Genomic DNA, 24610 nt, shown 5'->3' on the forward strand with positions numbered 1-24610 from the left:
TCACGCCCCTAGTCCTGCTGCTTGGCGAAGACATAGCCAACGCCGCGCACCGTGAGGATCCGCTTGGGGTTCTTCGGGTCGGGCTCGATGGCGGCGCGGATGCGCCCCATGTGCACGTCGATCGAGCGGTCGAAGGCCTCCAGCTCGCGCCCGCGCACGGCTTCCATGATCTGGTCGCGCGTGAGCACGCGGCCGGCGCGTTCGGCCAGCGCGACCAGCAGGTCGAACTGGTAGGAGGTCAGCTCGCAGGGCTTGCCGGCGACGGTGACGGTGCGCCCGTCGCGGTCGATCTCCAGCGAGCCGAAGCGCATCAGCTGGGCCGGCGGCGGCGCGCCTTCGCCGCGGCGGCGCAGGATGGCGCGGATGCGGGCCAGCAGCTCGCGCGGCTCGAAGGGCTTGGGCAGGTAGTCGTCGGCCCCGAGCTCCAGGCCGACGATGCGGTCCATGGGGTCGCCCTTGGCGGTCAGCATCAGGATCGGCACCTGGCCGGCCGGGCCCGGCAGCGCGCGCAGCCGCCGGCACACCTCCAGGCCATCCAGGTCGGGCAGCATCAAGTCCAGGATCACGAGCTCGGGCGTGGCCGCCGGCGGGTCCTGCAGCAGCGCCAGTCCGGCCTTGGCGTCCAAGGCGTGCGTCACGCCGAAGCCCGATCGCTCCAGGTACTCGCCCACCATCTGCGCGAGGCGGGCATCGTCTTCGATCATCAGCAGTTGCTGCATGCGTCCATGGTAATCAATGAGTGGGGAAGGGCATCGCCGCCCTTCAGCGGCGCCAGCGATCCATGCGCGACTTCATGCGTTCGGCCATTTGGGTGCGCTGTTCGGGCGTGAGCACTTCGGCGGCATCGGCCATGGCCTGGACGATGCGGCGGCTGCTCGCCTCGGCGGCCTGCACGTGCGCGGCGCGCGCCCGCTCCAGCCCGGCGCGGTCGATCGTCGGCGCGGCCAGCAGCGCCATGCCCTGGCGGCGCGCCTCGCGCGCCTGCTCGCGCAGCGGCTGCAGGTCCGCCATGGCGGCGCGGGCGATGGCGGTCAGCCGCTCCTTCTGTTCCGGCGTGCCCCCGAGTTCCTGCACCATGCGGTCGATGCGCCACTCCATGCGGCGCGCGCGTTCGGCCGGATCGATGGCGCCGCGCCAGCCCTGCGCGGCGGCGGCGCCGGCCGCGCCCAGTGCGCCCAGCGCCGCCAGGCCGGCGAACCAGCGCCGGCGCGAGGTGTTGGCAGTCTTGCGGTTACTTGCGGTGTCGTCCATGGTGGCTCCGAGAGAACTTCTCGAAGCCATGGTGGCGAGCGCCGATCACCGGCGCTTGAAGCGGGCGTAAAGTTAGGTAAACGGCCGTGCCCGAGTCTGTCGACGGCGCGCACCGCCCCGGCGATCAGCGGCGAGGGGTCAGGAAGAATCCTTGCGCATGGCGCGCCATGCCGCCAGCTTGCGCTCGATCATCTTGAGCTTGGACAGCGCGGTGAGCGAACCCTCGCCCGACTTTTGGTCGTCGTCCACGCGATAGCTGGCGCGGCGCTCGCGGCGCGGGGCGTCCTTCGCTTGGGCTTGGGCTTCGCCTGTCGGCTTGTCGCTGGGTTGCTCCACCACTCACCTGACGGTTGTTGCCTGACGACTCTATGGGCGCGCTTCCGTGCACCTTGTAGGGGCGGGCTGTCCCCGGCGGTAGGAGTAATCCTATTGTTGCGGCCTCATTCGGGGCCTTGGAGGCGCGACGCCAGCCAGACCAGCACCAGCACCGGCACGCCCAGCAGCGCGGTGGCCGAGAAGAAGCTGGCATAGCCGTAGGCATCGACGTACTGGCCGGAGAAGCCCGCCAGCCACTTGGGCAGCAGCAGCATGATCGAGCTGAACAGCGCGTACTGCGTGGCCGAGTAGTTGACGTTGGTGAGGCTGGAGAGATAGGCGATGAAGGCGGCCGAGGCGATGCCCGAGGACAGGTTGTCGGCCGAGACCACCAGGATGAGCCCCTGCAGGTCGTGCCCGCGCGAGCCGAGCCAGGCGAACAGCAGGTTGCTGGCCGCGCTCAGCACGGCGCCCAGCATCAGCACCCGCATCACGCCCATGCGCACGGCCATGGCGCCGCCGACGAAGGCGCCCACCAGCGTCATGATCACGCCGAACACCTTGCTGACGGCCGCCACCTCGTCCTTGGTGTAGCCCATGTCCACGTAGAACGGGTTGGCCATGATGCCCATCACCACGTCGCTGATCCGGTACACCGCGATCAGCGCCAGGATGAGGACGGCCTGCCAACGGTAGCGCCGCAGGAAGTCGGCGAAGGGCCCGATCAGCACGTCGCGCAGCCAGGCCGCCGGATCGCGCGGCGGCGCCGGCGGGGCGCGCTTCGGCTCGGGCGACAGCAGCACGGTGAACACGCCCACCAGCATCGAAGCGGCCATCGCCAGGTAGGCGGTGTGCCAGGCCGCGTGCTGGTAGGCGGCCGCGTTGGGCACTTCGGCGCGGGCTGCGATCCACAGCACGCCGGCGCCGGCCCAGATCATGGCCAGCCGGTAGCCGGTCTGGTAGGCCGCGGCCAGCGCGCCCTGCCGCCGGGCATCGGCCGACTCGATGCGGAAGGCGTCGAGCGCGATGTCCTGGGTGGCCGAGCCGAAGGCCACCACCAAAGCGCACCACACGACCGCCTGGAGCGAGGCCCGGGGATCGCTGCCGGCCATGCCGACCAGGCCGCCGATGATCACGGCCTGCGCCAGCAGCAGCCAGGCGCGGCGCCGCCCCAGCCAGCGTGTCAGCAGCGGGATCGGCAGGCGGTCGACCAGCGGCGCCCAGGCCCACTTGAAGGCATAGGCCAGCCCGACCCAGGACAGGTAGCCGATGGTGGTGCGATCGATGCCCGCCTCGCGCAGCCAGAAGCTGAGCGTGCCCAGCACCAGCAGCAGCGGCAGCCCGGCGGAAAAGCCGAGGAACAGCATGCGCAGCGTAGCGGGTTCCGCATATACGCGAAAGGTTTCACCCCAGGTGGCGGGGCGTTCGGTCTGAGGCTGGGTAATGGAGTTGTCCGACATGACTGATGGGCGTGGGTCATTATTGTCGAATGCATGTGCAGCCACTGCCATTCCCTCGGTCCCTGGGCCCTGCAACGCCGCGGGTTGCTGGTGGCGCTGGGGGCGATCGGCGCGTCCGCCGCGATGCCTGCGTTCGCGCAGGTGAATGTCGGCGAGGCGTCGAGCCTGCGCAACCTGGTGCCGGCCGGCGAGCTGGAAGCGGCCGCCTCCCAGCAGTACGCCGAGCTGATCGACATGGCACGCCAGAAGCGCGCGCTGGCGCCCGAGAACCACCCGCAGCTGCAGAAACTGCGCACCATGACCACGCGCATGGTCGCGCACAGCGCGCGCTGGAACGATCGCGCGCGCCAGTGGCAGTGGGAGGTGAACCTGATCGGCAGCAAGCAGGTCAATGCCTTTTGCATGCCGGGCGGCAAGATCGCCGTGTTCACCGGCCTGATCGACCAGCTTCAGCTCACCGATGACGAGACCGCCATGGTCCTGGGCCACGAGATCGCGCATGCACTGCGCGAGCATGCGCGGGCCCGTATCGTCAAGAGCCAGGGCACCGGCGCGGCCCTGTCGATCGGCGCCGCGCTGCTCGGCCTGGGCAACATCGGCGACCTGGCCGCCAACGTCGGCACCCAGCTGCTCACGCTGAAGTACAGCCGCAGCGACGAAACCGACGCCGACCTGGTGGGCCTGGAACTCGCCGCGCGGGCCGGCTTCAATCCCGACGCTTCGATCGCCCTGTGGCAGAAGATGGGGGCCGTGCAGGGCGAGGGCGGGCCGGCCTTCCTGTCGACGCACCCGACCGGCCCGGACCGCATGGCGCGCCTGCGCGACAACGTGCCGCGCGTGCGTGGGCTGTACCAGCAGGCGATCGCGGGGACGCCGGCGGCGACCGGGACCGGCATGCCGCCGGCCACCCCGGTGGCACCGGCGACCGCCACCCCGGCGACAGTGGCTCGCTAGGGGCAGGCGCTCAGGCGGTGGCCCGGCTTGCCGCGACGGAGCGGGCCGGCCACAACACCGAGGCGATTGCCACCACCATCAAGGCGACGGCGGCCCAGTCCTGCCAGTGCAGGCGCTCGCCCAGCCACAGCGCGCCGCTGAACACGCCCAGCACGGGGATGAACATCACGCTCAGGGTCGAGGCCACCGGCGGCAGCGAACGCGCCAGGGAGAACCAGGCCGCGTGCGCATAGCCGAAGATCAGGACGGCGTTGTAGGCGATGGCCCAGCCCACCGCCGGCGCGGGTCGCGTCCATTGGCTGCTTTCGAAGGCGGCGGCCCCCGTGCTCAGCACCACGCCGGTGATCACCGTCATCCAGAACGACAGGGTGAGGGTCGGCACGTCGATGCGGCTGCGGCGCAGCGCCTGCGTGCCCAGCGCCCAGACGCCGGCGGCGAACAGGGCGAGCGCCACGCCGGCCGGCCGCCCGGCCAGGTTGGTGAACTCGTGCCAGAGCAGCAGGGCCACGCCGAGCGCCGCGGCGCCCACGCCCAGCCAGCCGCGGCGGCTCAGGGCCGTGCCGAACAGCAGCGCGCCGATCACCGCGGAGAAGATCGGCATGGTGTAGCCCAGGATGGCGGCGCGGCCGCTGGAGAGCGAACGCACCGCCAGGATGATGCACACGTGCCAGACCAGCATGTTGGTGAGCGTGAGCCAGGCGAACTCGGGCCAATGGCGCCGGGGCAGCCGGAACGGCACCTTGAGCACCACCAGCGCCAGCGCCAGCACCGGCACGCCCAGCACGATCGAGGCCGCGCGGAACGTCAGCGGCGGCCAGTGGCTGACGCCGACTTTCATCACCGGCCAGTTGATGCCCCACGCCAGCGTGAGAAGGACCAGGGTGGCGAGCTGTCGGGAACTCAGGCGCTGCATGGGTGCGCATTGTCGCCGCGGCGGGGTGTCCGGTGGGACAGGACACCGGGTGCGCCCGATAGAATGACGGTTCATGACTTTCATGCAGATGCTGCAGGCGGCGCAGCAACGCAACGGCTCCATGCTGTGCGTGGGACTCGATCCCGACCCCGCCCGTTTCCCCGCCGCCCTCAAAGGCGACCCCTCCCGCATCTTCGACTTCTGCGCGCGCATCGTCGACGCGACCGCCGACCTGGTGATCGCCTTCAAGCCGCAGATCGCCTATTTCGCGGCGCACGGCGCCGAACTGCAGCTGGACCGGCTGATGCGCCACATGCGCAGTGCCGCGCCGCACGTGCCCGTGATCCTGGACGCCAAGCGCGGCGACATCGGCTCGACCGCGGAGCAGTACGCCAAGGAGGCCTTCGAGCGCTACGGCGCCGACGCCGTCACGCTCTCGCCCTTCATGGGGTTCGACTCGGTGCAGCCCTACCTGAAATACGAAGGCAAGGGCGCATTCCTCCTGTGCCGCACCTCCAACCCCGGCGGCGACGACCTGCAGAACCAGCGGCTGGCCGGGGTCGACGGCCAGCCGCTGCTGTACGAACACATCGCCCGGCTGGCGCAGGGCCCGTGGAACCTCAATGGCCAGCTCGGGCTGGTGGTGGGCGCCACCTACCCGGCGGAAATCGAACGCGTCCGGCAGCTGGCGCCCACGCTGCCGCTGCTGATTCCCGGCGTCGGCGCCCAGGGTGGGGATGCCGCGGCCACGGTGAAGGCGGGCTGGCGCACCGACGCGCCCATCGTGGTGAACTCCTCGCGCGCCATTCTTTACGCCAGCGCCGGCGACGATTTCGCCGATGCGGCCCGGCGCGAGGCGCAGCGCACGCGCGAGCAGCTGCAGGCCGCGCGGGCCGCCGGCTAGCGTTCTAAGCCCGAACCGCGCCGCGGAAGGCCGCCGACAGCGCAGCCAGCGCGGCGCGCGGCCGGCCGTCCTTGACCCGCGAGTGCAGCAGCACCGGCAGGCGCGGCAGCTCGGGAAGTCCCAGCCGGGAGCCGACGTCCATCGCGCCAAAGGGCAGCATGCGCGGCGCCAGGGCCGCCACGCCGAGCCCCGCCATGACGGCCGCAGCGACGGCCGCCACGCCGCCGCCGACGAAGATTTCCGTCCAGGGCACGCGCGCCGCATCGAGCAGCTGCCCGGCCATCACCCGCACGCCGCAGGGCTCGGCCAGGGTGCAAATCGGCAAGGGCTCGCCGGCGCGATGCTGCCAGGCCGGCGCCGCGAACCAGCCGAACCTCTCTTCGGCCAGCAGTTCGCCGTCGCTGCGCCCGGCATGCAGGCGCACGATCACCGTGTCGAATTCGCGCCGGTCGAAGCATTGCAGCAGCTCGCCCGACGAGCCGATCCGGATCTCGATCAACAGCTGCGGGTCCTGCGCGTTCATGCGCGCGATCAGCGCCGGGAGCTCCGGTCCCGCCACATGGTCGCTGATGCCGATGGTGAGGCGCTGCCGCGCGCCGGCCACTTCGGCGAGCGCGCGGTCGTGGGCCTCCAGCAGCTCGCGGGCGTGGTCGAGAAAGGCGGCGCCGCGCGCCGACAGCTGCACATAGCGCGGCGTGCGCTCCAGGAGCCGCCAGCCGAGCCTGTCTTCGAGCCGCTTCAGCTTCAGGCTGACCGCGGCCTGCGTCGTCCGCATCGCTTCGGCCGCGCGGGTGAAACTGCCCAACTCGGCAATGCGGACGAATGCCTGGACGGCATCCAGGTCGAGCGGGCGATCGTTCATTTCGAATGATTATCTTTGATATCTCTTTCCATAGCTTGTGAAAATGGACAGGCGGCATTTCAATGCCTTGGCCAGCACAGCCAGGAAAGGACGCTCGAATGCCGCTGCTTCACATCTCACTGCGCGCCGGAAAGCCGGAAGCCTACCGGCAGGCCATCTTCGACGGCCTGTACCGCGCGATGCGCGAAACCTTCAACGTGCCCGAAGACGACCAGTTCATGGCTGCCACCGAGCATGAGGCGGCCAACTTCCGCTACGGCGCCTCCTACCTCGGCGTCGCCCGCAGCGACGACCTCGTCTTCATCCAGATCACCGCCAACGACACCCGCACCCTGGACCAAAAGAAGGCGCTGTTCCGGCGGATCGCGGAACTGCTTGGCGACAAGCCCGGCCTCCGGCCGGAGGACGTGTTCGTGAGCCTGGTCGAAGTCGCCAAAGAGAACTGGTCCCTGGGCAATGGCGTCGCGCACTACGCTTGAGGCTGCCGTACGCAGCCGCCGCCCGCCCGCCGGGCTGCGGATGACGCCTGACGTCTGGCGCGAGCGGCGCGCTAGCGCTTGAGCTCGGACTTGTGGGCGACGATGCGGCCGACCAGGCCGTATTCCACCGCTTCCTCGGCCGACAGCCAGCGGTCGCGCTCGATGTCCTGCAGCACCGTGTCCAGCGGCTTGCCGGTTTCGCGCGAGATGGTGCGGGCCACGCGCTCGCGGGCCTTGATGATCTCCTGCGCGTGGATCGCGATGTCGGTGGCCTGGCCACCGGCGCCGCCGCTGGGCTGGTGGATCAGGAAGCGCGTGTTCGGCGTGCAGAAGCGCCGCTCCTTGGGCACCGCCAGGTACATGTGCACGGCGGCGCTGCCCACCCAGCCGGTGCCGATCATGTTCACCGGCGCGGTGATGTAGCGCAGCATGTCGTGGATGGCATCGCCCGATTCCAGGTGGCCGCCCGGCGAACTCACCAGCATGTCGATCGCCGCGGCCGAGTCGGCGTCCAGCGCGACCAGCCGGCGCACCACGTCGGCGGCCGACTTGTCCGAAATCTCGCCGAACACCAGCACGGTGCGCGACTTGAAAGCCTTTTCCTCCAGGAAGGAATTGCGCGGCTCGGCGGTCGAGGGCGCCGCTTCGTTCTCGGGGTGTTCGTGTTCCATAGGGCAATGCTCCTTGCGGTCAAGCGCAATGATGGCACGTTCGCATCGGAGGGCCGGCTCAGCTCGAGTTCTGCGGGCTAAGATGGCGCGCTCCACTCCTGGGGAGCCTGCCATGCGCGCTGCCTGCTATGAACGCACCGGTCCCGCCGCCGAGGTGCTGCGGCTGGCGGAGCTGCCCGACCCCGTCCCGGGCGCCGGCGAACTCCGGGTCAAGCTCGCCTGGTCGGGCGTCAATCCCTCGGACGTGAAGTCGCGCGCCGGCCTGCGCACCAGCACGCTGCCGTTCGCGCGCATCGTGCCGCACAGCGACGGCATGGGCGTGATCGACGGCGTGGGCGAGGGCGTGGACGCGCGCCGCCTCGGCGAACGGGTCTGGGTGTGGAACGCCGCCTGGGGCCGCCCCGACGGCACCGCCGCCGGCTACGTGACGCTGCCGCAGGCGCAGGCCGTGCCGCTGCCGGCCAACACGCCCGACGAAGCGGGCGCCTGCCTGGGCATTCCCGCGCTCACCGCGATCCATGCGGTGATGGCCGGCGGCGGCGTGCAGGGCAAGCGCGTGCTGGTCGCCGGCGGCGCCGGCGCCGTCGGCCACTACGCGGTGCAGTTCGCCCGCCTGCTCGGCGCGCGCCAGGTGCTGGCGACGGTCAGCAGCGCGGAAAAGGGGCGCCTGGCGAGCGCCGCCGGCGCCGACGAGGTGATCGACTACAAGCGGGACGATGCCGCGGCCGCGGTGCTGAAGGCCACCGGCGGCAGCGGGGTCGACCGGGTGGTCGAACTGGACATCGCCGCCAACGGCGCCCTGGACACGGCGGCCATTGCGGCCAACGGCGACTGGGTGGTGTACGGCAGCAGCGCGGCGCGCTTCTCGCTCGACTTCTTCCCGCTGATCGCCAAGAACGTGACGGCGCGCTTCTTCATCGTCTACCACCTGCCGCCGGCCGAGCGCGCGGCGGCAACGGCCAAGCTGACCGAACTGCTGTCGGCCGGGCGCCTGTCGCACAACATCACCCATCGCGTGCCGCTGTCCGACATCGTGAAGGCGCACCAGCTGGTCGAAAGCGGGAGCGCCGGCGGCAACGTCGTGGTCGACGTCAGCGCCTGAAAGCCGGGCCGCTCAGTCGAGCAGCCGCCCGAGATAGCGCCCGGTGTGGCTCGCCGGGTTGGCCGCGATCTCCTCCGGCGTGCCGACACCCACCACCTGGCCGCCGCCGGCGCCGCCTTCCGGCCCCATGTCGACGATCCAGTCGGCGGTCTTGATGACGTCGAGGTTGTGCTCGATCACCACGATGGTGTTGCCGGCGTCGCGCAGCTGGTGCAGCACGCGCAGCAGGAGGGCGATGTCGGCGAAGTGCAGGCCGGTGGTGGGCTCGTCCAGGATATAGAGCGTGCGGCCGGTGTCGCGCTTGGACAGCTCCAGCGCCAGCTTCACGCGCTGCGCCTCGCCGCCCGACAGCGTGGTGGCCGACTGGCCGAGCTTGACGTACGACAGGCCGACGTCCAGCAGCGTCTGCAGCTTGCGCGCGATCGCCGGCACCGGCTTGAGGAACTCGTAGGCGTCCTCCACCGTCATGTCCAGGAGCTGGGCGATGTTGCGGCCCTTCCACTGCACTTCCAGCGTCTCGCGGTTGTAGCGCGCGCCCTTGCAGACGTCGCAGGCCACGTACACGTCGGGCAGGAAGTGCATCTCGACCTTGACCACGCCGTCGCCCTGGCAGGCTTCGCAGCGCCCGCCGGCCACGTTGAAGGAGAAGCGCCCGGGGCCGTAGCCGCGTTCCTTGGCGGTGGCGGTCTCGGCCATCAGTTCCCGGATCGGCGTGAACAGGCCGGTGTAGGTGGCCGGGTTGCTGCGCGGCGTGCGGCCGATCGGCGACTGGTCGACGTTGATCACCTTGTCGAAGCCCTCGATGCCCTCGACCTCCTCGTGCGGCGCCGGTTCCTCGTGCGCGCGGTAGATCGTGCGCGCCACCGCCGCGTACAGCGTGTCGTTGACCAGCGTGGACTTGCCCGAGCCGGAGACGCCGGTCACGCAGGTGAACAGGCCGACCGGGAAGGCCACCGTCACGTTCTTCAGGTTGTTGCCGCTGGCGCCGACCACCCGCAGCGCCTGCAACTGGTTCGGTACATCGGCCGGCAGCCAGGGCGTGCGCCGGTGCGGCACGGGAATGACCTTCTTGCCCGACAGGTACTGGCCGGTGAGCGACTCGGACGCCGCCGCGATGTCGTCGAAGCTTCCTTGCGCCATCACGCGGCCGCCGTGGATGCCGGCGCCCGGCCCCATGTCGATCAGGTGGTCGGCGGCGTGGATCATGTCCTCGTCGTGCTCGACCACGATCACGCTGTTGCCGATGTCGCGCAGATGGCGCAGCGTGCCGATCAGGCGGTCGTTGTCGCGCTGGTGCAGCCCGATGCTGGGCTCGTCCAGCACGTACATCACGCCGGTCAGGCCCGAGCCGATCTGCGAGGCGAGGCGGATGCGCTGCGCCTCGCCACCCGACAGGGTCTCGGCGCTGCGGTCCAGCGTCAGGTAGTTCAGGCCGACGTCGTTCAGGAACTTCAGGCGCAGGCCGATCTCGCGCACCACCTTGTCGGCGATCTCGGCCTTGGCGCCGTGCAGGTGCAGCTGCTCGAAGTAGTCCTGGCTCTCGCGCAGGGTGACATGGCTGATCTGGAAGATGGTGCGCGCCGCCGCGCCTTCGCCCAGCTTCACGTGGCGCGCCTCGCGCCGCAGCCGCGTGCCGCCGCAGTCGGGGCAGGGCTGCAGGCCGCGGTAGCGGGCCAGCTCCTCGCGCACCGCGGCCGAGTCGGTCTCGCGGTAGCGCCGCGCCATGCTCGGGATGATGCCCTCGAAGGGGTGCTTGCGGGTGAGCTTCCTGCCCTTGGAGTTGCCCGACTCCATGGTGTAGCTGAAGCGGATCTCTTCCTCGCCCGAACCCTGCAAGATGACCTGGCGCACCGCGGGGTCAAGCTGCTCGAAGGGCGTGTCGACATCGAAGCCGTAGTGCTTGGCCACGCTTTCGATCATGCTGAAGCTGTAGCCGTTGCGCCGGTCCCAGCCCTTGACCGCGCCGCTGGCCAGCGACAGCGAGGGAAAGGCCACGACCCGCGCCGGATCGAAAACCTCGGCGGCACCGAGGCCGTCGCAGGACGGGCAGGCGCCCACCGGCGAGTTGAACGAGAACAGGCGCGGCTCCAGTTCGGCGATCGAGTAGCCGCAGACCGGGCAGGCGAACTTGGCATTGAACAGGTGCTCGCGGCCGCTGTCCATTTCGAGCGCCACGGCGCGGCCCTCGGCCAGGCGCAGGGCGGTCTCGAAGCTCTCGGCCAGGCGCTGCTTGAAGCCGCCGGGGCCGGCGTCGTGGCGCACCTTGAGGCGGTCGATCACCACATCGATGTCGTGCTTCTCCGCCTTCTTCAGCTTAGGCAGCGCCTCGACTTCGTGGATCTGGCCGTCGACGCGAAAGCGCACGAAGCCGTGCGCCTGCATCTGCACGAACAGCTCGCCGAATTCGCCCTTGCGCTCGCGCGCCACCGGCGCCAGGATCATCAGCCGCGTGTCCTCGGGCAGCGCGGCCACCGCATCGACCATCTGCGACACGGTCTGCGACTGCAGCGCGACGTCGTGGTCGGGGCAGTAGGGCGTGCCGGCGCGCGCGAACAGCAGGCGCAGGTAGTCGTGGATCTCGGTCACCGTGCCCACGGTGGAGCGCGGGTTGTGCGAGGTGGCCTTCTGCTCGATCGAGATCGCCGGCGACAGGCCCTCGATCAGGTCCACGTCTGGCTTGTCCATCAGCTGCAGGAACTGCCGGGCGTAGGCGGACAGGCTCTCGACGTAGCGCCGCTGGCCCTCGGCGTACAGCGTGTCGAAGGCGAGCGAGGACTTGCCCGAACCCGACAGCCCGGTGATCACCACCAGCTGGTTGCGCGGGATGTCGAGGTCGACGTTCTTGAGGTTGTGCGTGCGCGCCCCGCGGATGCTGATCCGCTGGGCGGTGATGCTGCCGAGGTACCTGCCGTCGGTGGTGTCGTTCAAGGGTCGGTGCGCGCGGGAAAACCCAACATGTTACTGCCGCGCGGCCTTGCCGCGCCAGCACCGGCCCTAGACGCCGGCCTTGGCCAGGATCACGATCGAGACGCCGCGCGCGGGTGCCACGCCGTCGGCGTTCTGGTAGGAGTGGGGCAGGTTGCCCGGGAAGGCCAGCACCTCGCCGGCCGCCAGCTCGAAGGCGTCGCCGGCCACCGTGATGCGCACCTTGCCGGCGAGGCAGGTGAAGAACTCCCGCGTGCCCGGCAGGTGCGGCGTGCCGCCCATGATCGCGCCGGGCGCCAGGTCCATCAGGTCCATCAGCGAGTCGGGCACCGGCTCGGGCACCAGCGGCCGCAGCGTCACGTCGCGGCCCTTGGTCCGCAGTTCCACTTCGTCGGCCCCCCAGTGCCGCACCATGGCGCGCGGCGAGGCCAGCAGCTCGTCGATCGGCACCGCCAGCGCCAGCGCCACCTTGACCAGCACCGCCAGCGAGGGATTGCCCTCGCCGGACTCCAGGTTCGCGATGGTCGAGCGCGGCACGCCGGCGTCGCGCGCCAGCATGTCCTGCGTGAGCCCGCGGGTGCGGCGCAGGTTCACCAGGTTGCGCGCCAGGTGGGCGGCGGCGTGGTGGTCTTCCATGGCTCAGGATTGTGCGCGCTGTCGAACTTGTGCGCGCCGATGAACTTTTGCCAATCCGTTGGACAGGGCGTTCGGCGATCCGGCGGCCGGCGCCTATCGTGAAGGCACACGACAGGAGAGCGACATGAACGGCACGGACAGGCAGGCATTCCCTTGGCGCGACCTGCGGGTGGCGGTCACCGGCGGTACCTCGGGACTGGGGCTGGCGCTGGTCCAGCAGTTCCAGGCGGCGGGCGCGCGGGTGGCCTTCATCGCCCGCGACCCGCAGCGCGTGAGCGCCGTGGCGCAGCGCTGCCCCGGCACGCACGGGATCGCCGGCGACGTCGCCGACAAGGCCTCGGCCCATCCGCTGGCGCTGCAGGTGAGCGCGGCCCTGGGCGGCCTGGACATCCTGGTCAACAACGCGTCGGTGCTCGGCCCGGTGCCACTGGCGCCGCTGGCCGACACCGAATGCGAAGACTTCGAGGCGGCGCTGGAAGCCAACCTGTTGGGTCCGTTCCGCCTGACCAAGGCCCTGCTCGGCATGCTGGCGTCCTCGGCGCGGCAGGGGCGGCCGGCCATCGTGGTCAACATCAGCAGCGACGCGGCCGTCAACGCCTACCCGAATTGGGGCGCCTACGGCGCGAGCAAGGCGGCCCTCGCGCACATGAGCCGGATCTGGGACCTGGAGCTGCGCGGCCACGGCATTCGCGTCATCGAGCACGAGCCGGGCGACATGGACACGCCGATGCACGCGGCGGCGCTGCCAGAGGCCGACCCGGCCACGCTGAAGCCGCCCGCGCAGGCCGCGCGCGAACTGCTGGAGCGCCTCGCCCCGCTGGCGCGCGCGCAGCGCGCGTCGCTGCCGGCATGAAGGCGGCCGCGGCCCCCGTCCAGCGGCCGCGCGAAGCGAAGCTGCTGGTGCTCGACGCGCAAGGCCGCATCCGGCATGCGCCGCGGGCGCAGCTGGCCGAGCTGGCGCGGCCGGGCGACGTCCTCATCGCGAACGACGCGGCCACGCTGCCGGCCTCCCTGCGCGGCGCGCACCAGCGCAGCGGGCGGGAGGTCGAGCTGCGGCTGGCCGGCCGCCGTTCGCTGGCCGCGGACGACGTGCGCGAGTTCACGGCCGTGCTGTTCGGCGAGGGCGACCACCGCACACCGACCGAGCTGCGGCCGTTGCCGCCGGCGGTGGCGCCGGGCGACGCGCTGCTGCTCGGGCCGCTGCGCGCGACCGTGCTGCGCCTTGAAGGCCATCCGCGCCTGCTGGCCGTGCGCTTCGAGGGCCCGGTCGATGCGGTGTGGGCCGGCATCGCGCGGCATGGCAAGCCGGTGCAGTACGCCCATCTGCGCGAGCCGTTGGCGCTGTGGGACGTCTGGACCCGCGTGGCCGCGCTGCCGGTGGCGTTCGAACCGCCTTCCGCCGGCTTCCTGCTCGACTGGGCGCTGCTGGCCGCGCTCCGCCGCCGTGGCGTCGGCTTTGCGACCCTGACGCACGCGGCCGGCTTGTCGTCCACCGGCGATCCCGCGCTCGACGCGCGCCTGCCCCTGCCCGAGCCCTACCACCTTCCTGCCGCCACCGTGGCCGCGGTCGCCGCGGCGCAGCGCCACGGCGGCCGGGTGATCGCGCTGGGCACCACCGTCACGCGCGCGCTCGAGCATGCCGCCGCGCTCGGGCCGCTGCGCGCCGGGCCGGGGCTGGCCGACCAGCGCATCGCCGCAGGAACGCCCCTGCGCGTGGTCGACGTCATCGTCAGCGGCACGCACGAGCCCGGCACCAGCCACTACCAACTGCTGCGCGCATTCGCGTGCGATGAGTTGCTGCGGCGCGCCAGCGTCGAACTGGAGCGCGGCGCTTACCTCACGCACGAGTTCGGGGACTCCGTGTGGGTCGAAAGGACCCGGGGCCGCCCGGCCGCCGCGGCCCGCGGCGCCGTGGCCCTGGCCTGAAAGCGCCGGCGCCAGCCGGCACGGCAGGCATCGGCGACAATGCCCGGCTTGCGCCCGCGGGGCGCATTTTTTACCTGCCGCCCCGTGCCTGCTTCCCCTGCCGCCTCGACCATGACCCCGCTGGAGCGCCGCGCCAGCGGCTCGCTGGCCATGATCTTCGCCGCGCGCATGCTGGGCCTGTTCTTGGTGCTGCCGGTGTTCGCGCTGGAGGCGGCGCGCTACCCCGGCGGCAACGACCCGGCCTGGGTCGGCCTGGCGATGGGCATCTACGGCCTCACCCAAGGCGTGCTGCAGATTCCCTTCGGGCTGGCGTCCGACCGCTTCGGGCGCAAGCGCGTGATCGTGCTGGGCCTGCTGGTGTTCGCCGCCGGCAGCTTCCTGGCCGCGGCGGCGCCCACGCTGGGCTGGCTGATCGCCGGGCGCGCCCTGCAGGGCGCCGGCGCCGTGTCGGCGGCGGTGACGGCGCTGCTGGCCGACCAGACCCGCGACGAGGTCCGCACCAAGGCCATGGCGCTGGTGGGCGCGAGCATTGGGCTCATGTTCGCGCTGTCGCTGGTGGCTGCGCCCTTGCTGGCCGGCGCCATCGGACTGTCCGGCCTGTTCGGCGTGACCGGCGCGCTGGCGCTCGGCTGCATCGCGGTGGTGCTGTGGTGGACGCCGCCGGAGCCTGGGCAGCACAAGAACCTGCCGCGCGGCAAGCTGGCCGACGTGCTGCGCGACGGCGGCCTGCTGCGGCTGGACGTGGGGGTGTTCGTGCTGCACGCGGTGCAGGTCGCCATGTGGGTGGCCATCCCCGCGCTGCTGGTGCAGGCCGGCCTGGCCAAGCAGCAGCACTGGCACGTGTACCTGCCGGCCGTGCTCGGCTCCTTCGTCGTCATGTCGATGACCTTGTTCCCGCTGGAGCGCCGCGGCTACCTGCGCGCGGTGTTCCTCGGCTCGGTGGCGCTGATCGCCCTGGTCCAGGTCGGCCTGCTGTGGGCGGCGCGGCAGCCCGCCGTCGCCCCGCTGGCGCTGCTGCTGTTCGTCTTCTTCTGCGCCTTCAACGTGCTGGAGGCCAGCCAGCCCAGCATGGCTTCGCGCCTGGCGCCGCCGCAGGCGCGCGGCGCCGCCCTGGGCGTGTACAACACCCTCCAGTCCCTGGGTTTCTTCGCGGGTGGGGCGGTCGGCGGATGGCTGGTCAAGAACGTTGGAAGCCAGGGCCTGTTCGCGGCCTGCGCCGGGCTGACGCTGTTCTGGCTGCTGGCCGCCTGGCCCATGCAGGCGCCGGCGCCGCGCCAGAGCGTGGAGCAAGTGCTGGCGGACGACGCGGACGCCCAGGCGACATAGCGATAATCATCCAATTGCAGGAGGAACCTCCCATGGCATCGGTCAACAAGGTCATCATCGTCGGCAACCTCGGGCGCGACCCCGAGATGCGCTCCTTCCCCAGCGGCGACCGCGTCGCCAACGTCACCATTGCCACCACCGACAAGTGGAAGGACAAGCAGACCGGCGAGATGAAGGAAGCCACCGAGTGGCACCGCGTGGTGTTCAACGGCCGCCTGGCCGAGATCGCCGGCGAGTACCTGCGCAAGGGCTCGCAGGTGTACGTGGAAGGCAGCCTGCGCACCCGCAAGTGGACCGACCAGCAGGGCGTCGAGAAATACACCACCGAAATCCGCGCCGACACCATGCAGATGCTGGGCAGCCGCCAGGGCATGGGCGGCCCCGCCCCGGATGAGGGCGACGGCGGCATGCGCCGTGCCCAACCCGCCGCGCGCAGCGCTCCTGCGGCCTCCAAGCCCGCGTCGAAGCCGTCCACCGGCTTCGACGACATGGACGACGACATCCCGTTCTGATTGCCGCCGGCGGCTGCGGACCTGCCGCGTTCGGCCCGCCAGGCGCCCCGGCCCCAGGCGGGCTAGAGTGGCGGCATGTCCACGCCCGCCGCCGTGCTCTTCGACGCCTACGGCACGCTGTTCGACGTCTACAGCGTCGCCGCAGCCGGAGAGCGGCTGTTCCCCGGCCACGGCAGCGCCCTGGCGGCGCTTTGGCGTGACAAGCAGATCGAATACACGCGGCTGGTCACTCTGAGCGGCGACGACGCCCGCTATCGGCCCTTTTGGGAACTCACGGGTGCCGCCCTGCGCTATGCCGGGCTTGGGCCTCGACCTTTCCGGGGAAGCCGAGCGCGTCCTGCTGGACGAGTACCGCCGCCTCCAGCCCTTTGCCGACGTGCGCGACACCCTGGCGCGGCTGCGCCAGCGCGGCGTCGTCACCGGCATCCTGTCCAACGCCGACCCGCCGATGCTGGAAGCGGCCGTGCGCAGCGCCGGCCTCGAAGGCCTGCTGGCGCACCTGATCAGCGTCGATGCCGTGCGCAAGTTCAAGACCGCGCCCGAAGCCTACGCGCTGGGGCCGCGCGCCACCGGCCTGGCCGCGCAGGACATCCTGTTCGTGAGCAGCAATGGCTGGGACGTGCTCGGGGCGGGCTGGTGCGGCTATCGGACTTTCTGGGTCAACCGGCAGCAGCTGCCGTTCGAGACGCTGGACGGCGCGCCCGAACGCAGCGGCGACTCGCTGGCGGGCGTGCTGTCGTTCTTCCCGGCCTGACGCAGGCGGCGCCCGGGCGCTCCCTCACCACAGCAGCGCAACGACGAAGATCCCGATCATCATGAAGGCCAGCACGAACTTGGCGAGCATGCCGGCCAGCAGGCCCAGCCAGGTCGCGATGCCCACGCGCACCGCCTGGCCATGTTCCCGGCGTGCGATGAATTCCCCGATCGCGGCGCCCACCAGCGGCATGAACAGCACGCCCACCAGGCCCATGAACAGGCCGGCGACGGTGCCCAGCGCGGCGCCGATGATGGCCAGGCGGCTGGCCCCGGCGCGCTTGGCACCCAGCACGGCCGCCACATAGTCCATCAGCCAGGCCAGCGCGGCCAGCACGGCCACCGCACCCACGGCGAAACCGCCGACCCGGGTGAAGTCGTCGATCCAGGCGCCCAGCAGGATGCCGGCGAACACGAATACGGTGCCCGGCAGCGCGGGCAGCACGATCCCCGCCAGGCCGATCACGATCAGCGCGATGCTGAGGGTCCACCACAAAGCCTGGGTCATGGTCTTGTCTTTCGCAAAGGGGGTGGGCTGTCGAACGCTGCGTCCTCATCCACGCCGGCCGCGGCGCGCCGGGCCTGCTCGATGATGTGCTCGAGGAAGGCGCGGGTGCGCGCCGGCATGAACTTGCGGCTGGGCAGCGCCGCCACCACGCTGAAGCGCTCGGTGATCCAGGGGCGCAGCACGCGCGTGAGCTGCCCGCTCTTGAGCAGCGGCGCGACTACGTGCATCGACTGGCTGCTGATGCCGGCACCGTCGACGGTGGCACGCAGCAGCGTGTCCTGGTGGTTGGCGACGAAGGCGGCCGGCACGTCCACCTTGACCGGGCCCTCGCGGCCCGACGGGTCGATCAGCATCACCGCTTGCATGCGCTTGCCGGCCAGGCGCCGGCGCAGCCAGCGGTGGTTCGCCAGTTCCGATGGCGACGACGGCTCGCCGTGCCGGCGCAGGTAGTCGGGTGAGGCGCAGATGATCGCCGAGGTGTCCCGGATCCTGCGCACCACGGCGCTGCCGTCGAGGTGGTCGATGTCCGACAGCAGCGCGAGGTCGTAGTCCTGCAGGTTGGGCCGAGGCGTGTCGACCGCGTGCAGCTCGATCTGCACCTTCGGAAACTGGCGCTGGAAGCCGGCGATGGCGGGCGCGACCAGGTGCGTCGCCAGGGTGGGCAACGCCAGAACCCGCACCACGCCAGTCATCTCCAGGGTGTGCGCATGCGCCAGCGCATCGGCCTCGTCGATGTCGCTGAGGATGTCGCGCAGGCGGCCCAGGTAAGCCTCCCCGGCCGGCGTGAGCGAAATTTGCCGCGTCGTCCGATTGAGCAGCCGCACGCCGAGGTGTTTTTCGAGGTCGCCCACCAGCCGGGTGACCACGGCAGGAGCGAGTTCGAGCTTGCGCGCGGCGGCGGCGAAGCCGCGCTCGGTCACCACCTGCTCGAACACCCTCATCGATTGCAGTCTGTCCATTGCGGCTGGCCCTGGTTGCCCGGGCGATTGTTGCCGAATCAGCAATGCACGAGTGCGGCGGCGGTGATTTTTCAAGCCGCGCGCGATCCCTACAGTCAACTCATCGTCAACACACATCAAGGAAGTCCCCATGAAGACCGCCCGTCTCGCCCTCGTCGCCGCCCTGTCCGCCGCCGCCTTGGCCGCCCATGCGGACGACAGCTGGATGTTCCGCTCCGGCATTCCGTTCGAGAGCACCCTGACGCGCGCACAGGTGCAGGCCGGGCTCGAGCAGTCGCGCCGGGAGCCCAACGTGTACTCCAGCAGCTACAACCCGCTCACGAACTTCAGCAGCCAGCTGACGCGCGAGCAGGTGCGTGCCGAGTTCCTGGACAGCCGCGAAGGGGTCGCGGCGATGACCGGCGAGGACAGCGGCTCGGCTTACCTCGCTGCGCGCAAGCCGCGCGCCGACAGCATGCACCTGGCGGGCACGCCCTCCAACGCCCAGTGATCTTTGCGACGCGCCCGCGTCGCCTGCGTTGCGGATCGAAGGGGCTGCTTCCGGCAGCCCCTTCGTGCCTGCGGCCGGCGCCTACGGCGACAGCACGCCGGTCGCCTTCCAGCGCGCGATGCGTGTCATGTGGTGCTGGAAATAGAACACGTTGAAGACGAAGGTCATGAAGGCCGACAGGCGCAGGCCGATCGGCTCGCGGCGGTTGTAGTGGTCCAGCATGGAGCGCCGCATCGAGAAGAACGCGAAGAAGGACACGATCCAGCCGGCCAGCACCAGCAAGGCCCCGGTGGCGGCCGACGCGGAATCCTCGGCGGTGCCGGCCCCCATCCACTGGCCGGCGATGACCAGCGCCAGATACACCAACGTCAACGGAATGGCGTCCGACGCGGGGTCGATGCGGCGCACCCAGCGCGCCTGCACGAACATCCAGATGACGAAGAACAGGCCGAAGGTGACGAAGGACAGCAGCAGCACCAGGGCCCAGTGCAGTCTGGGTGGCGGCGGCACGGCCGTATCGGGTTGGACCGCGGAGGGGATGGCAGGCTGGAGGGCAGGCAGCCCTTCGGCGGGCGCCTGAATGGCCGGGGCGCGTTCTGGCTCCGGCGGCAGCGGCGGCGGCGCCGCGGCGGCCTGCGGGTCCTCGCCGCCGAACACCTGCCACGCCGGTTGCCAGCTGTCCAGGCCTTCGCGCCACACCAGGTCGTTCGGGCCGACCCGGCCTTCGTCAAAGTACTCCTTCATCCGGTCCTCGGGGTAGATGCCCAGGACCTTGCCGTTGCGGCTCAGGTGATATCGGTGCATGCGCTCTTCCACTGGCGCGAGCATACAGGGCGCGCGATGGGCGAGCCGGCGCACGGGCTTTCGAGCCAGACGATGAAAGCGAATCGCGCCGGCGCGATAGAACAGCGGATTCGAGCGCTTGAAGCGCCGGCAGTCGGCCGGAAAGAGACGAGGAACAGCCGGTCGATCAGGCGGTGCCGCCGCAGAGCTCAGGAGGCTTGCTGCGCGCTGATCACGCCGCCGCCCAGGCAGACCTCGCCGTCGTACAGCACAGCCGACTGCCCGGGCGTCACCGCCCATTGCGCCTGCGGGAAATGCAGGTGGAACGCGCCGTTCGCGCCGGGCGCCAGCGTGCAGGGGGCGTCCGCCTGGCGGTAGCGCGTCTTGGACGCATAGGCGCCGGCGGCCGGGGCATCGCCGGCCACCCAGCTGGCCTCACCGGCATCGAGCGCCTGCGACTGCAGCCAGGGATGGTCGTGGCCCTGTACCACCCAGAGGACGTTGCGCTCGAGGTCCTTGCGGGCGACGAACCAGGGCGCGTGCTCGCCGCCGCCGCGCTGCGCGCCCTTGGCCTTGATGCCGCCGATGCCCAGGCCCTGGCGCTGCCCCAGCGTGTAGAACGACAGGCCCTGGTGCTCGCCGATCACGCGGCCGCGCTCGTCCTTGATCGGGCCCGGCTCCTTGCTGATGTAGCGGTTGAGGAACTCGCGGAACGGCCGCTCGCCGATGAAGCAAATGCCGGTCGAATCCTTCTTCTTCGCATTCGGCAAGCCCAGCTCGTGGGCGATGCGCCGCACCTCGGTCTTGCGCAGCTCGCCGACCGGGAACAGCGTGCGCGACAGCTGCGCCTGGTTCAGGCGATGCAGGAAGTAGCTCTGGTCCTTGGTCTCGTCCAGGCCCTTGAGCAGCTCGAAGCGGCCGCCGCGCGCGGTCGCGTGCGGCTCCTGGTTCGGTCCATCGGGCTCGCCAGGGTCCGCTGGGCAGCAACGAACCCTGGCGTAATGCCCGGTCGCGATCTTCTCGGCGCCCAGTCGCATCGCATGGTCGAGGAAGGCCTTGAACTTGATCTCGGCGTTGCACAGCACGTCCGGGTTGGGCGTGCGGCCCGCCTGGTATTCGCGCAGGAACTCGGCGAACACCCGGTCGCGGTATTCGGCGGCGAAATTGACGTGCTCGATCTCGATGCCGAGCACATCGGCGACGCTGGCGGCGTCGAGGAAGTCCTGGCGCGACGAGCAGTATTCGTCGTCGTCATCGTCTTCCCAGTTCTTCATGAAGATGGCGACGACCTCATAGCCCTGCTGCTTGAGCAGGTGCGCGCTCACCGCGGAGTCCACCCCGCCGCTGAGGCCGATGACGACACGGGGCTTGCGACTCATGATGTGAGATTATCCCAGCGCCAGATTTGCCCCAGCGCCCGCAAGACATTGCCCATGCTCTACCGGCCCACTGTTCCGCCGTTCCCGCGCCAGCGCATGTCGCCCGGCGCAATCGCGACGGCCGCGGTGATCCACGCCGGCCTGCTGTGGCTGCTGCTGCAGTATTCGCCGCTGGTGCCCACGGTGCGCTATGTGGTGTACCAGTACGTCAAGCCGATCAGCCCGCCGCCTCCGCCGAGCCGGGCGATCACCACCCGGCCCCGGGCAGCGGCCAGCCCCGCCGAAGCGCCGGCGCTGTTCTCCAATACCCCCGAATCCAGCCTGCCGATGCAGGCGACGGCGCAATTGCCGGAGTCGCTGCAGCCCCAGCAGAAGGCGCCGCTGCAAAAGCGCGCCGAGCCCCGGCCCGTCCCCAAGCGACGGACCGAAGCCGCGCCCCAGCGGGCACCCGAGCCGCTGCCGGCCGCGCCGGCGCCGCCGGTCCCCATGCCGCCGGTGCCGGTGCCGCCGATCGCGCCGCCGCCGGAGCCCGTGCCGGTTCCCGTGCCACCGCCCGAGCCCGCGCCAGCGCCCATCCCTGCACCCGTGCCAGCACCCGCTCCGGCGCCCGTGCCCGTACCGGCCCCGGTGCCCGCACCCGCGCCGGTGCCTGTGCCCGAACCGGTGCCGGTTCCAGCGCCCGCGCCCGTACCGTTGCCGGCCGAGCCGCCGGTCGCCGCGCCGGTGCCCGCCCCCCCGGCGCCGGCGCCCGCACCAGCCCCCCCGGCCCCCCCGGCCCCACCGGCACCGCCGCAGCGCCTGCAAGGTCCGGTCATCGACGTGCCCGTGGCCCCCGGATCACCCGGCGCGGGCGGCGCCACGCCGGTTCCGGTGCCCGCGCCCGGCGGTGGCTGGGGCGCGCCCGTGGCGGCGCCGCCGCCGCCCGCGCTGCCACCGGCCCCGGTGCTGGCGCCGGCGATCCCGCCACATCCGGGACCGTACCGGGTGGCGCCCCAGCGCAGCGTGAGCGACATGGCCAACGCACAGCTGCGGCGCGAGAAGAAGGACCCGCTGGCCGCCGACGTGGAGGATGCCGCGGTCGAGGATTGCATGCGCGCCTCGGACAAGCCCTCCGCGCTGACGGGCCTGCTCAACGCCCCGGTGCTGGCGGCGCGCGCCCTGACGGGCCGCTGCGCCAAGTAAGGCGCCGCTTCAGCGGCCGCTCAAGACGCTGGGGTCGGCATGCACCGCGTCCAGCGGATAGCGCTTGCCGGCCAGGTAGTCCTCGATGCAGCGGAGCACCAGCGGGCTGCGATGGCGCGCCGCGCTCTCGCGCACCTCGGCGAGGGTCATCCACACCGTTCGCACGATGCCCTCGTCGAGGGGACGCTGCGGATGGTGCGCGCCGAGCTTGCCGCAGAAGGCCAGCCGCAGGTAGGTCTGGTCCTCGCCGGTCGATCGCTTGCGCGAGCGCGCCAGGTAGACGCCGAGCAGGGCGGTGGGCTCGAACTCGTGCGCCGTTTCCTCCAGCGCCTCGCGGGCGCAGCCCTGCGCCGGGGTCTCGCCCGGCTCCAGGTGCCCCGCCGGGTTGTTGAGCCTGAGGCCGAGCTTGGTTTCCTCCTCGACCAGCAGGAAGCGGCCGTCCTGCTCGATGACGGCGGCGACGGTGACGCTGGGTTTCCACTGCGAAGGCATGCCCGATTATGGTCGGGGCATGCGCGAGGGTCGGCCCGGGGCGTCTGCGCGACAGAGCGACTTCGAACGGCTCCTGGCGGCGCTTGAGCCTGATAGGACACAATGCGCTGTCACGGCTAGGGCTTCCTGCTTACGATGCGACTTCTCCACGACCTGCTGGCACGCGCCGTCGTCGCCTTGTTCCTGCTGTCCGGCGCCTGGCTGGCCCACGCGCAGCAGCCGCCCATGGCGGTCGCGCCCGCCTCGGTGGCGGCCGCCCCGGCAAGCGGCGCGCTGCCGCCGATCCAGGCGCCCGCCGCCGCGGTGGCCAATCCCTACGGCCTGCAGGCGCTGTGGGCGCAGGGCGATTGGGTGGCGCGCATCACCTTGCTGATCCTGGCCGTGATGTCGCTGGCCAGCTGGTATGTCCTGATCAGCAAGCTGGTGGCGCAGTCGCGCATGGGCGGACAGGCGCGCGCCGCCAACGCCAGTTTCTGGAAGGCCGACACGGTGCGGCAGGGCGCCGAAGCCCTGCAAAAAGGCAGCCCCTATCGTTTCATCGCCGAATCGGCGCTGGAGGCCACCCGCAAGCACGGCGGGCTGATCGGGCAGGTGGACCTCAACACCTGGGTGGCGCAAAGCATCGAGCGCGCGATTGCCACGGTGCACAGCCGCACCCAGGAAGGCCTCGCGGTACTGGCCACGGTGGGCTCGACCGCGCCGTTCGTGGGCCTGTTCGGCACCGTCTGGGGCATCTACAACGCGCTGGTCAAGATCGGGGCGACTGGCCAGGCCTCGATCGACAAGGTCGCCGGCCCGGTGGGCGAGGCGCTGATCATGACCGCGCTGGGGCTGGCGGTGGCCGTGCCGGCGGTGCTGGGCTACAACTGGCTGGTACGCCGCAACAAGGTCGGCATGGACATGGTGCGCGCCTTCGGCTCCGACCTGCACACGGTGCTGCTGGCGGGCGCCGGCAAGTAAAACCGCGTCGAGGCAAGCGTGGGCATTCGATTCCCGCACCAGGCCCCGGAGAGTGAAGACGCGCTGATGGCGGGCATCAACACCACGCCGCTGGTGGACGTGATGCTGGTGCTGCTCATCATCTTCCTGATCACCATCCCGGTGGTGAACAGCTCGATCGCGGTGGCCTTGCCGCACGAGCCGATCCAGGCCGTGCAGCAGCAACCGGGCAACATCATCGTCACCGTCGATGCGCGCGGCGCGGTCTACTGGTTCGACGCGCCGCTGGCCGATCCGGCGGCGCTGCAGGAGCGCCTTGGGCGCGTGGCGCAGCAGCAGCCGCAGCCGGAACTGCACATCCGTGCCGACGCGCGCGCCGACTACGAGGCCATCGGCCAGGTGGTGTACGCCGCCCAGCAGGCGGGCATGGCGCGCATTGGCTTCCTGACGGAGCCCGGCCGATGATCCCGATCGACGACCCGGACACCGACGCCGACGTGATGGCCGAGATCAACACCACGCCGCTGGTGGACGTGCTGCTGGTGCTGCTGGTGATGCTGGTCATCTCCATTCCGGTCCAGCTCCATGCGGTCAACCTCGAGATGCCCAGCACGCAAGCGCCCCCGCCGCCGGTGGAGCCGCGCATCGTGCGGCTGGACGTCACGCCGGGAGGCGCCTTCCTGTGGGACGGCCAGGCCTTGGGCAGCCGCGAGGAACTGGAAGCCCGCCTGCGCGAAGCCGCCGCGCTGCCCGATCAGCCCGAAATCCACCTGCGGCCCGACCGGCGCGCCAAGTACGAGAGCGTGGCCGCGGCGCTGGCGGCGGCGCAGCGGCTGGGGCTGGCCAAGATCGGCCTGGTGGGCGCGGAGCAGTTCTCCCGTTAGGGGAC

Annotated in this window: 27 protein-coding genes and 1 pseudogene; 14 read left to right on the forward strand and 14 right to left on the reverse strand. The window is 71.1% G+C overall.

Annotation, left to right across the window (positions count from 1 at the left end; genetic code table 11):
- Positions 1–8: 8 nt before the first annotated feature.
- The 4 genes from UC35_RS11020 to UC35_RS11035 all read right to left on the reverse strand — a co-directional run bounded on the left by UC35_RS11020 (position 9) and on the right by UC35_RS11035 (position 3026).
- Positions 9–719, reverse strand: a complete 711-nt coding sequence (locus UC35_RS11020) for a response regulator (RefSeq protein WP_061499303.1) — start codon at positions 717–719, stop codon at positions 9–11.
- Positions 720–762: 43 nt separating this feature from the next.
- Entirely contained in the window at positions 763–1251 is a 489-nt protein-coding gene (locus UC35_RS11025) for a Spy/CpxP family protein refolding chaperone (protein WP_061499306.1), read from the reverse strand.
- Between the two features lie 138 nt (positions 1252–1389).
- On the reverse strand, positions 1390–1587 hold the full coding sequence (locus UC35_RS11030) for a hypothetical protein (protein WP_145979402.1): 198 nt from the start codon (positions 1585–1587) through the stop codon (positions 1390–1392).
- 104 nt (positions 1588–1691) lie between these two features.
- Positions 1692–3026, reverse strand: coding sequence for an AmpG family muropeptide MFS transporter (locus UC35_RS11035; protein ID WP_061499314.1), 1335 nt, complete (start codon positions 3024–3026; stop codon positions 1692–1694).
- Positions 3027–3059: 33 nt separating this feature from the next.
- Here UC35_RS11035 and UC35_RS11040 point away from each other — a divergent pair, with 33 nt between their 5' ends.
- The gene (locus UC35_RS11040) at positions 3060–3980 is read left to right on the forward strand and encodes a M48 family metallopeptidase (RefSeq protein ID WP_082793043.1); all 921 of its coding nucleotides are present in this window, start codon (positions 3060–3062) and stop codon (positions 3978–3980) included.
- A gap of 10 nt (positions 3981–3990) precedes the next feature.
- Here the strand turns inward: UC35_RS11040 and UC35_RS11045 are convergent, their stop codons facing one another.
- Complete coding sequence (locus UC35_RS11045) at positions 3991–4893, reverse strand: DMT family transporter (RefSeq protein ID WP_061499318.1); 903 nt, start codon at positions 4891–4893, stop codon at positions 3991–3993.
- A 73-nt stretch (positions 4894–4966) separates the two neighbouring features.
- Between UC35_RS11045 and pyrF the strand changes: the two genes are divergently transcribed.
- The gene (gene pyrF / locus UC35_RS11050) at positions 4967–5797 is read left to right on the forward strand and encodes an orotidine-5'-phosphate decarboxylase (RefSeq protein WP_061499321.1); all 831 of its coding nucleotides are present in this window, start codon (positions 4967–4969) and stop codon (positions 5795–5797) included.
- 4 nt (positions 5798–5801) lie between these two features.
- Here the strand turns inward: pyrF and UC35_RS11055 are convergent, their stop codons facing one another.
- Positions 5802–6659 (reverse strand): LysR family transcriptional regulator, encoded by an 858-nt coding sequence (locus tag UC35_RS11055; protein WP_061499324.1) that lies wholly within the window; start codon positions 6657–6659, stop codon positions 5802–5804.
- Positions 6660–6757: 98 nt separating this feature from the next.
- Here UC35_RS11055 and UC35_RS11060 point away from each other — a divergent pair, with 98 nt between their 5' ends.
- Positions 6758–7138 (forward strand): tautomerase family protein, encoded by a 381-nt coding sequence (locus tag UC35_RS11060; RefSeq protein WP_061499328.1) that lies wholly within the window; start codon positions 6758–6760, stop codon positions 7136–7138.
- 71 nt (positions 7139–7209) lie between these two features.
- Here the strand turns inward: UC35_RS11060 and UC35_RS11065 are convergent, their stop codons facing one another.
- Entirely contained in the window at positions 7210–7809 is a 600-nt protein-coding gene (locus UC35_RS11065) for an ATP-dependent Clp protease proteolytic subunit (protein ID WP_061499331.1), read from the reverse strand.
- Positions 7810–7921: 112 nt separating this feature from the next.
- On the opposite strand from UC35_RS11065, the gene UC35_RS11070 reads away from it, so the two are divergent.
- Positions 7922–8911, forward strand: a complete 990-nt coding sequence (locus UC35_RS11070; RefSeq protein ID WP_061499334.1) for an NADPH:quinone reductase — start codon at positions 7922–7924, stop codon at positions 8909–8911.
- Positions 8912–8923: 12 nt separating this feature from the next.
- Here UC35_RS11070 and uvrA read toward each other — a convergent pair whose 3' ends face one another.
- Entirely contained in the window at positions 8924–11839 is a 2916-nt protein-coding gene (gene uvrA / locus UC35_RS11075) for an excinuclease ABC subunit UvrA (protein WP_061499337.1), read from the reverse strand.
- A 66-nt stretch (positions 11840–11905) separates the two neighbouring features.
- Entirely contained in the window at positions 11906–12472 is a 567-nt protein-coding gene (locus UC35_RS11080; RefSeq protein ID WP_061499340.1) for a helix-turn-helix transcriptional regulator, read from the reverse strand.
- Between the two features lie 124 nt (positions 12473–12596).
- Between UC35_RS11080 and UC35_RS11085 the strand changes: the two genes are divergently transcribed.
- The 5 genes and pseudogenes from UC35_RS11085 to UC35_RS11105 all read left to right on the forward strand — a co-directional run bounded on the left by UC35_RS11085 (position 12597) and on the right by UC35_RS11105 (position 16990).
- Positions 12597–13325 carry an SDR family NAD(P)-dependent oxidoreductase gene (locus tag UC35_RS11085; RefSeq protein WP_061503793.1) on the forward strand — a complete coding sequence of 243 codons (729 nt, stop codon included), beginning with the start codon at positions 12597–12599 and terminating at the stop codon, positions 13323–13325.
- Positions 13322–14398: an S-adenosylmethionine:tRNA ribosyltransferase-isomerase gene (locus UC35_RS11090; RefSeq protein WP_061499343.1), complete on the forward strand. Its 1077-nt coding sequence runs from the start codon at positions 13322–13324 to the stop codon at positions 14396–14398. The genes UC35_RS11085 and UC35_RS11090 overlap by 4 nt, the downstream gene beginning before the upstream one ends.
- A gap of 111 nt (positions 14399–14509) precedes the next feature.
- Positions 14510–15724: an MFS transporter gene (locus UC35_RS11095; RefSeq protein WP_061499346.1), complete on the forward strand. Its 1215-nt coding sequence runs from the start codon at positions 14510–14512 to the stop codon at positions 15722–15724.
- 32 nt (positions 15725–15756) lie between these two features.
- The gene (gene ssb / locus UC35_RS11100; protein ID WP_061499347.1) at positions 15757–16236 is read left to right on the forward strand and encodes a single-stranded DNA-binding protein; all 480 of its coding nucleotides are present in this window, start codon (positions 15757–15759) and stop codon (positions 16234–16236) included.
- Between the two features lie 75 nt (positions 16237–16311).
- Positions 16312–16990: pseudogene (locus UC35_RS11105) on the forward strand (haloacid dehalogenase type II).
- 24 nt (positions 16991–17014) lie between these two features.
- Here UC35_RS11105 and UC35_RS11110 read toward each other — a convergent pair.
- The gene (locus UC35_RS11110; protein WP_061499350.1) at positions 17015–17497 is read right to left on the reverse strand and encodes a DUF456 domain-containing protein; all 483 of its coding nucleotides are present in this window, start codon (positions 17495–17497) and stop codon (positions 17015–17017) included.
- Positions 17494–18456, reverse strand: a complete 963-nt coding sequence (locus UC35_RS11115) for a LysR family transcriptional regulator (protein WP_082793045.1) — start codon at positions 18454–18456, stop codon at positions 17494–17496. The genes UC35_RS11110 and UC35_RS11115 overlap by 4 nt, the downstream gene beginning before the upstream one ends.
- A 130-nt stretch (positions 18457–18586) precedes the next feature.
- Between UC35_RS11115 and UC35_RS11120 the strand changes: the two genes are divergently transcribed.
- Entirely contained in the window at positions 18587–18946 is a 360-nt protein-coding gene (locus tag UC35_RS11120) for a DUF4148 domain-containing protein (protein WP_061499354.1), read from the forward strand.
- Between the two features lie 81 nt (positions 18947–19027).
- Here UC35_RS11120 and UC35_RS11125 read toward each other — a convergent pair whose 3' ends face one another.
- Both UC35_RS11125 and mnmA read right to left on the reverse strand, forming a co-directional pair.
- A complete protein-coding gene (locus UC35_RS11125; RefSeq protein WP_158513886.1) occupies positions 19028–19750 on the reverse strand; it encodes a DUF4339 domain-containing protein in 723 nt (240 codons plus the stop codon).
- Between the two features lie 188 nt (positions 19751–19938).
- Complete coding sequence (gene mnmA, locus UC35_RS11130; protein WP_061499360.1) at positions 19939–21108, reverse strand: tRNA 2-thiouridine(34) synthase MnmA; 1170 nt, start codon at positions 21106–21108, stop codon at positions 19939–19941.
- Between the two features lie 54 nt (positions 21109–21162).
- Here mnmA and UC35_RS11135 point away from each other — a divergent pair, with 54 nt between their 5' ends.
- Positions 21163–22290: a hypothetical protein gene (locus UC35_RS11135; RefSeq protein WP_061499362.1), complete on the forward strand. Its 1128-nt coding sequence runs from the start codon at positions 21163–21165 to the stop codon at positions 22288–22290.
- A gap of 9 nt (positions 22291–22299) precedes the next feature.
- On the opposite strand, the gene UC35_RS11140 is transcribed toward UC35_RS11135, so the two are convergent.
- Positions 22300–22782: an NUDIX hydrolase gene (locus UC35_RS11140; protein ID WP_061499365.1), complete on the reverse strand. Its 483-nt coding sequence runs from the start codon at positions 22780–22782 to the stop codon at positions 22300–22302.
- Positions 22783–22917: 135 nt separating this feature from the next.
- Between UC35_RS11140 and UC35_RS11145 the strand changes: the two genes are divergently transcribed.
- From UC35_RS11145 to UC35_RS11155, 3 genes are read left to right on the forward strand one after another with little or no spacing between them, the layout of a single operon-like run.
- Entirely contained in the window at positions 22918–23742 is an 825-nt protein-coding gene (locus tag UC35_RS11145; RefSeq protein ID WP_061499368.1) for a MotA/TolQ/ExbB proton channel family protein, read from the forward strand.
- A gap of 18 nt (positions 23743–23760) precedes the next feature.
- On the forward strand, positions 23761–24186 hold the full coding sequence (locus UC35_RS11150) for an ExbD/TolR family protein (protein WP_227820525.1): 426 nt from the start codon (positions 23761–23763) through the stop codon (positions 24184–24186).
- A complete protein-coding gene (locus UC35_RS11155) occupies positions 24183–24605 on the forward strand; it encodes an ExbD/TolR family protein (RefSeq protein WP_061499371.1) in 423 nt (140 codons plus the stop codon). Before UC35_RS11150 ends, UC35_RS11155 begins: the two co-directional genes overlap by 4 nt.
- Positions 24606–24610 lie beyond the last annotated feature (5 nt).

The organism is Ramlibacter tataouinensis, from assembly GCF_001580455.1.
Taxonomy (GTDB): Bacteria; Pseudomonadota; Gammaproteobacteria; order Burkholderiales; family Burkholderiaceae_C; genus Ramlibacter; species Ramlibacter tataouinensis_B.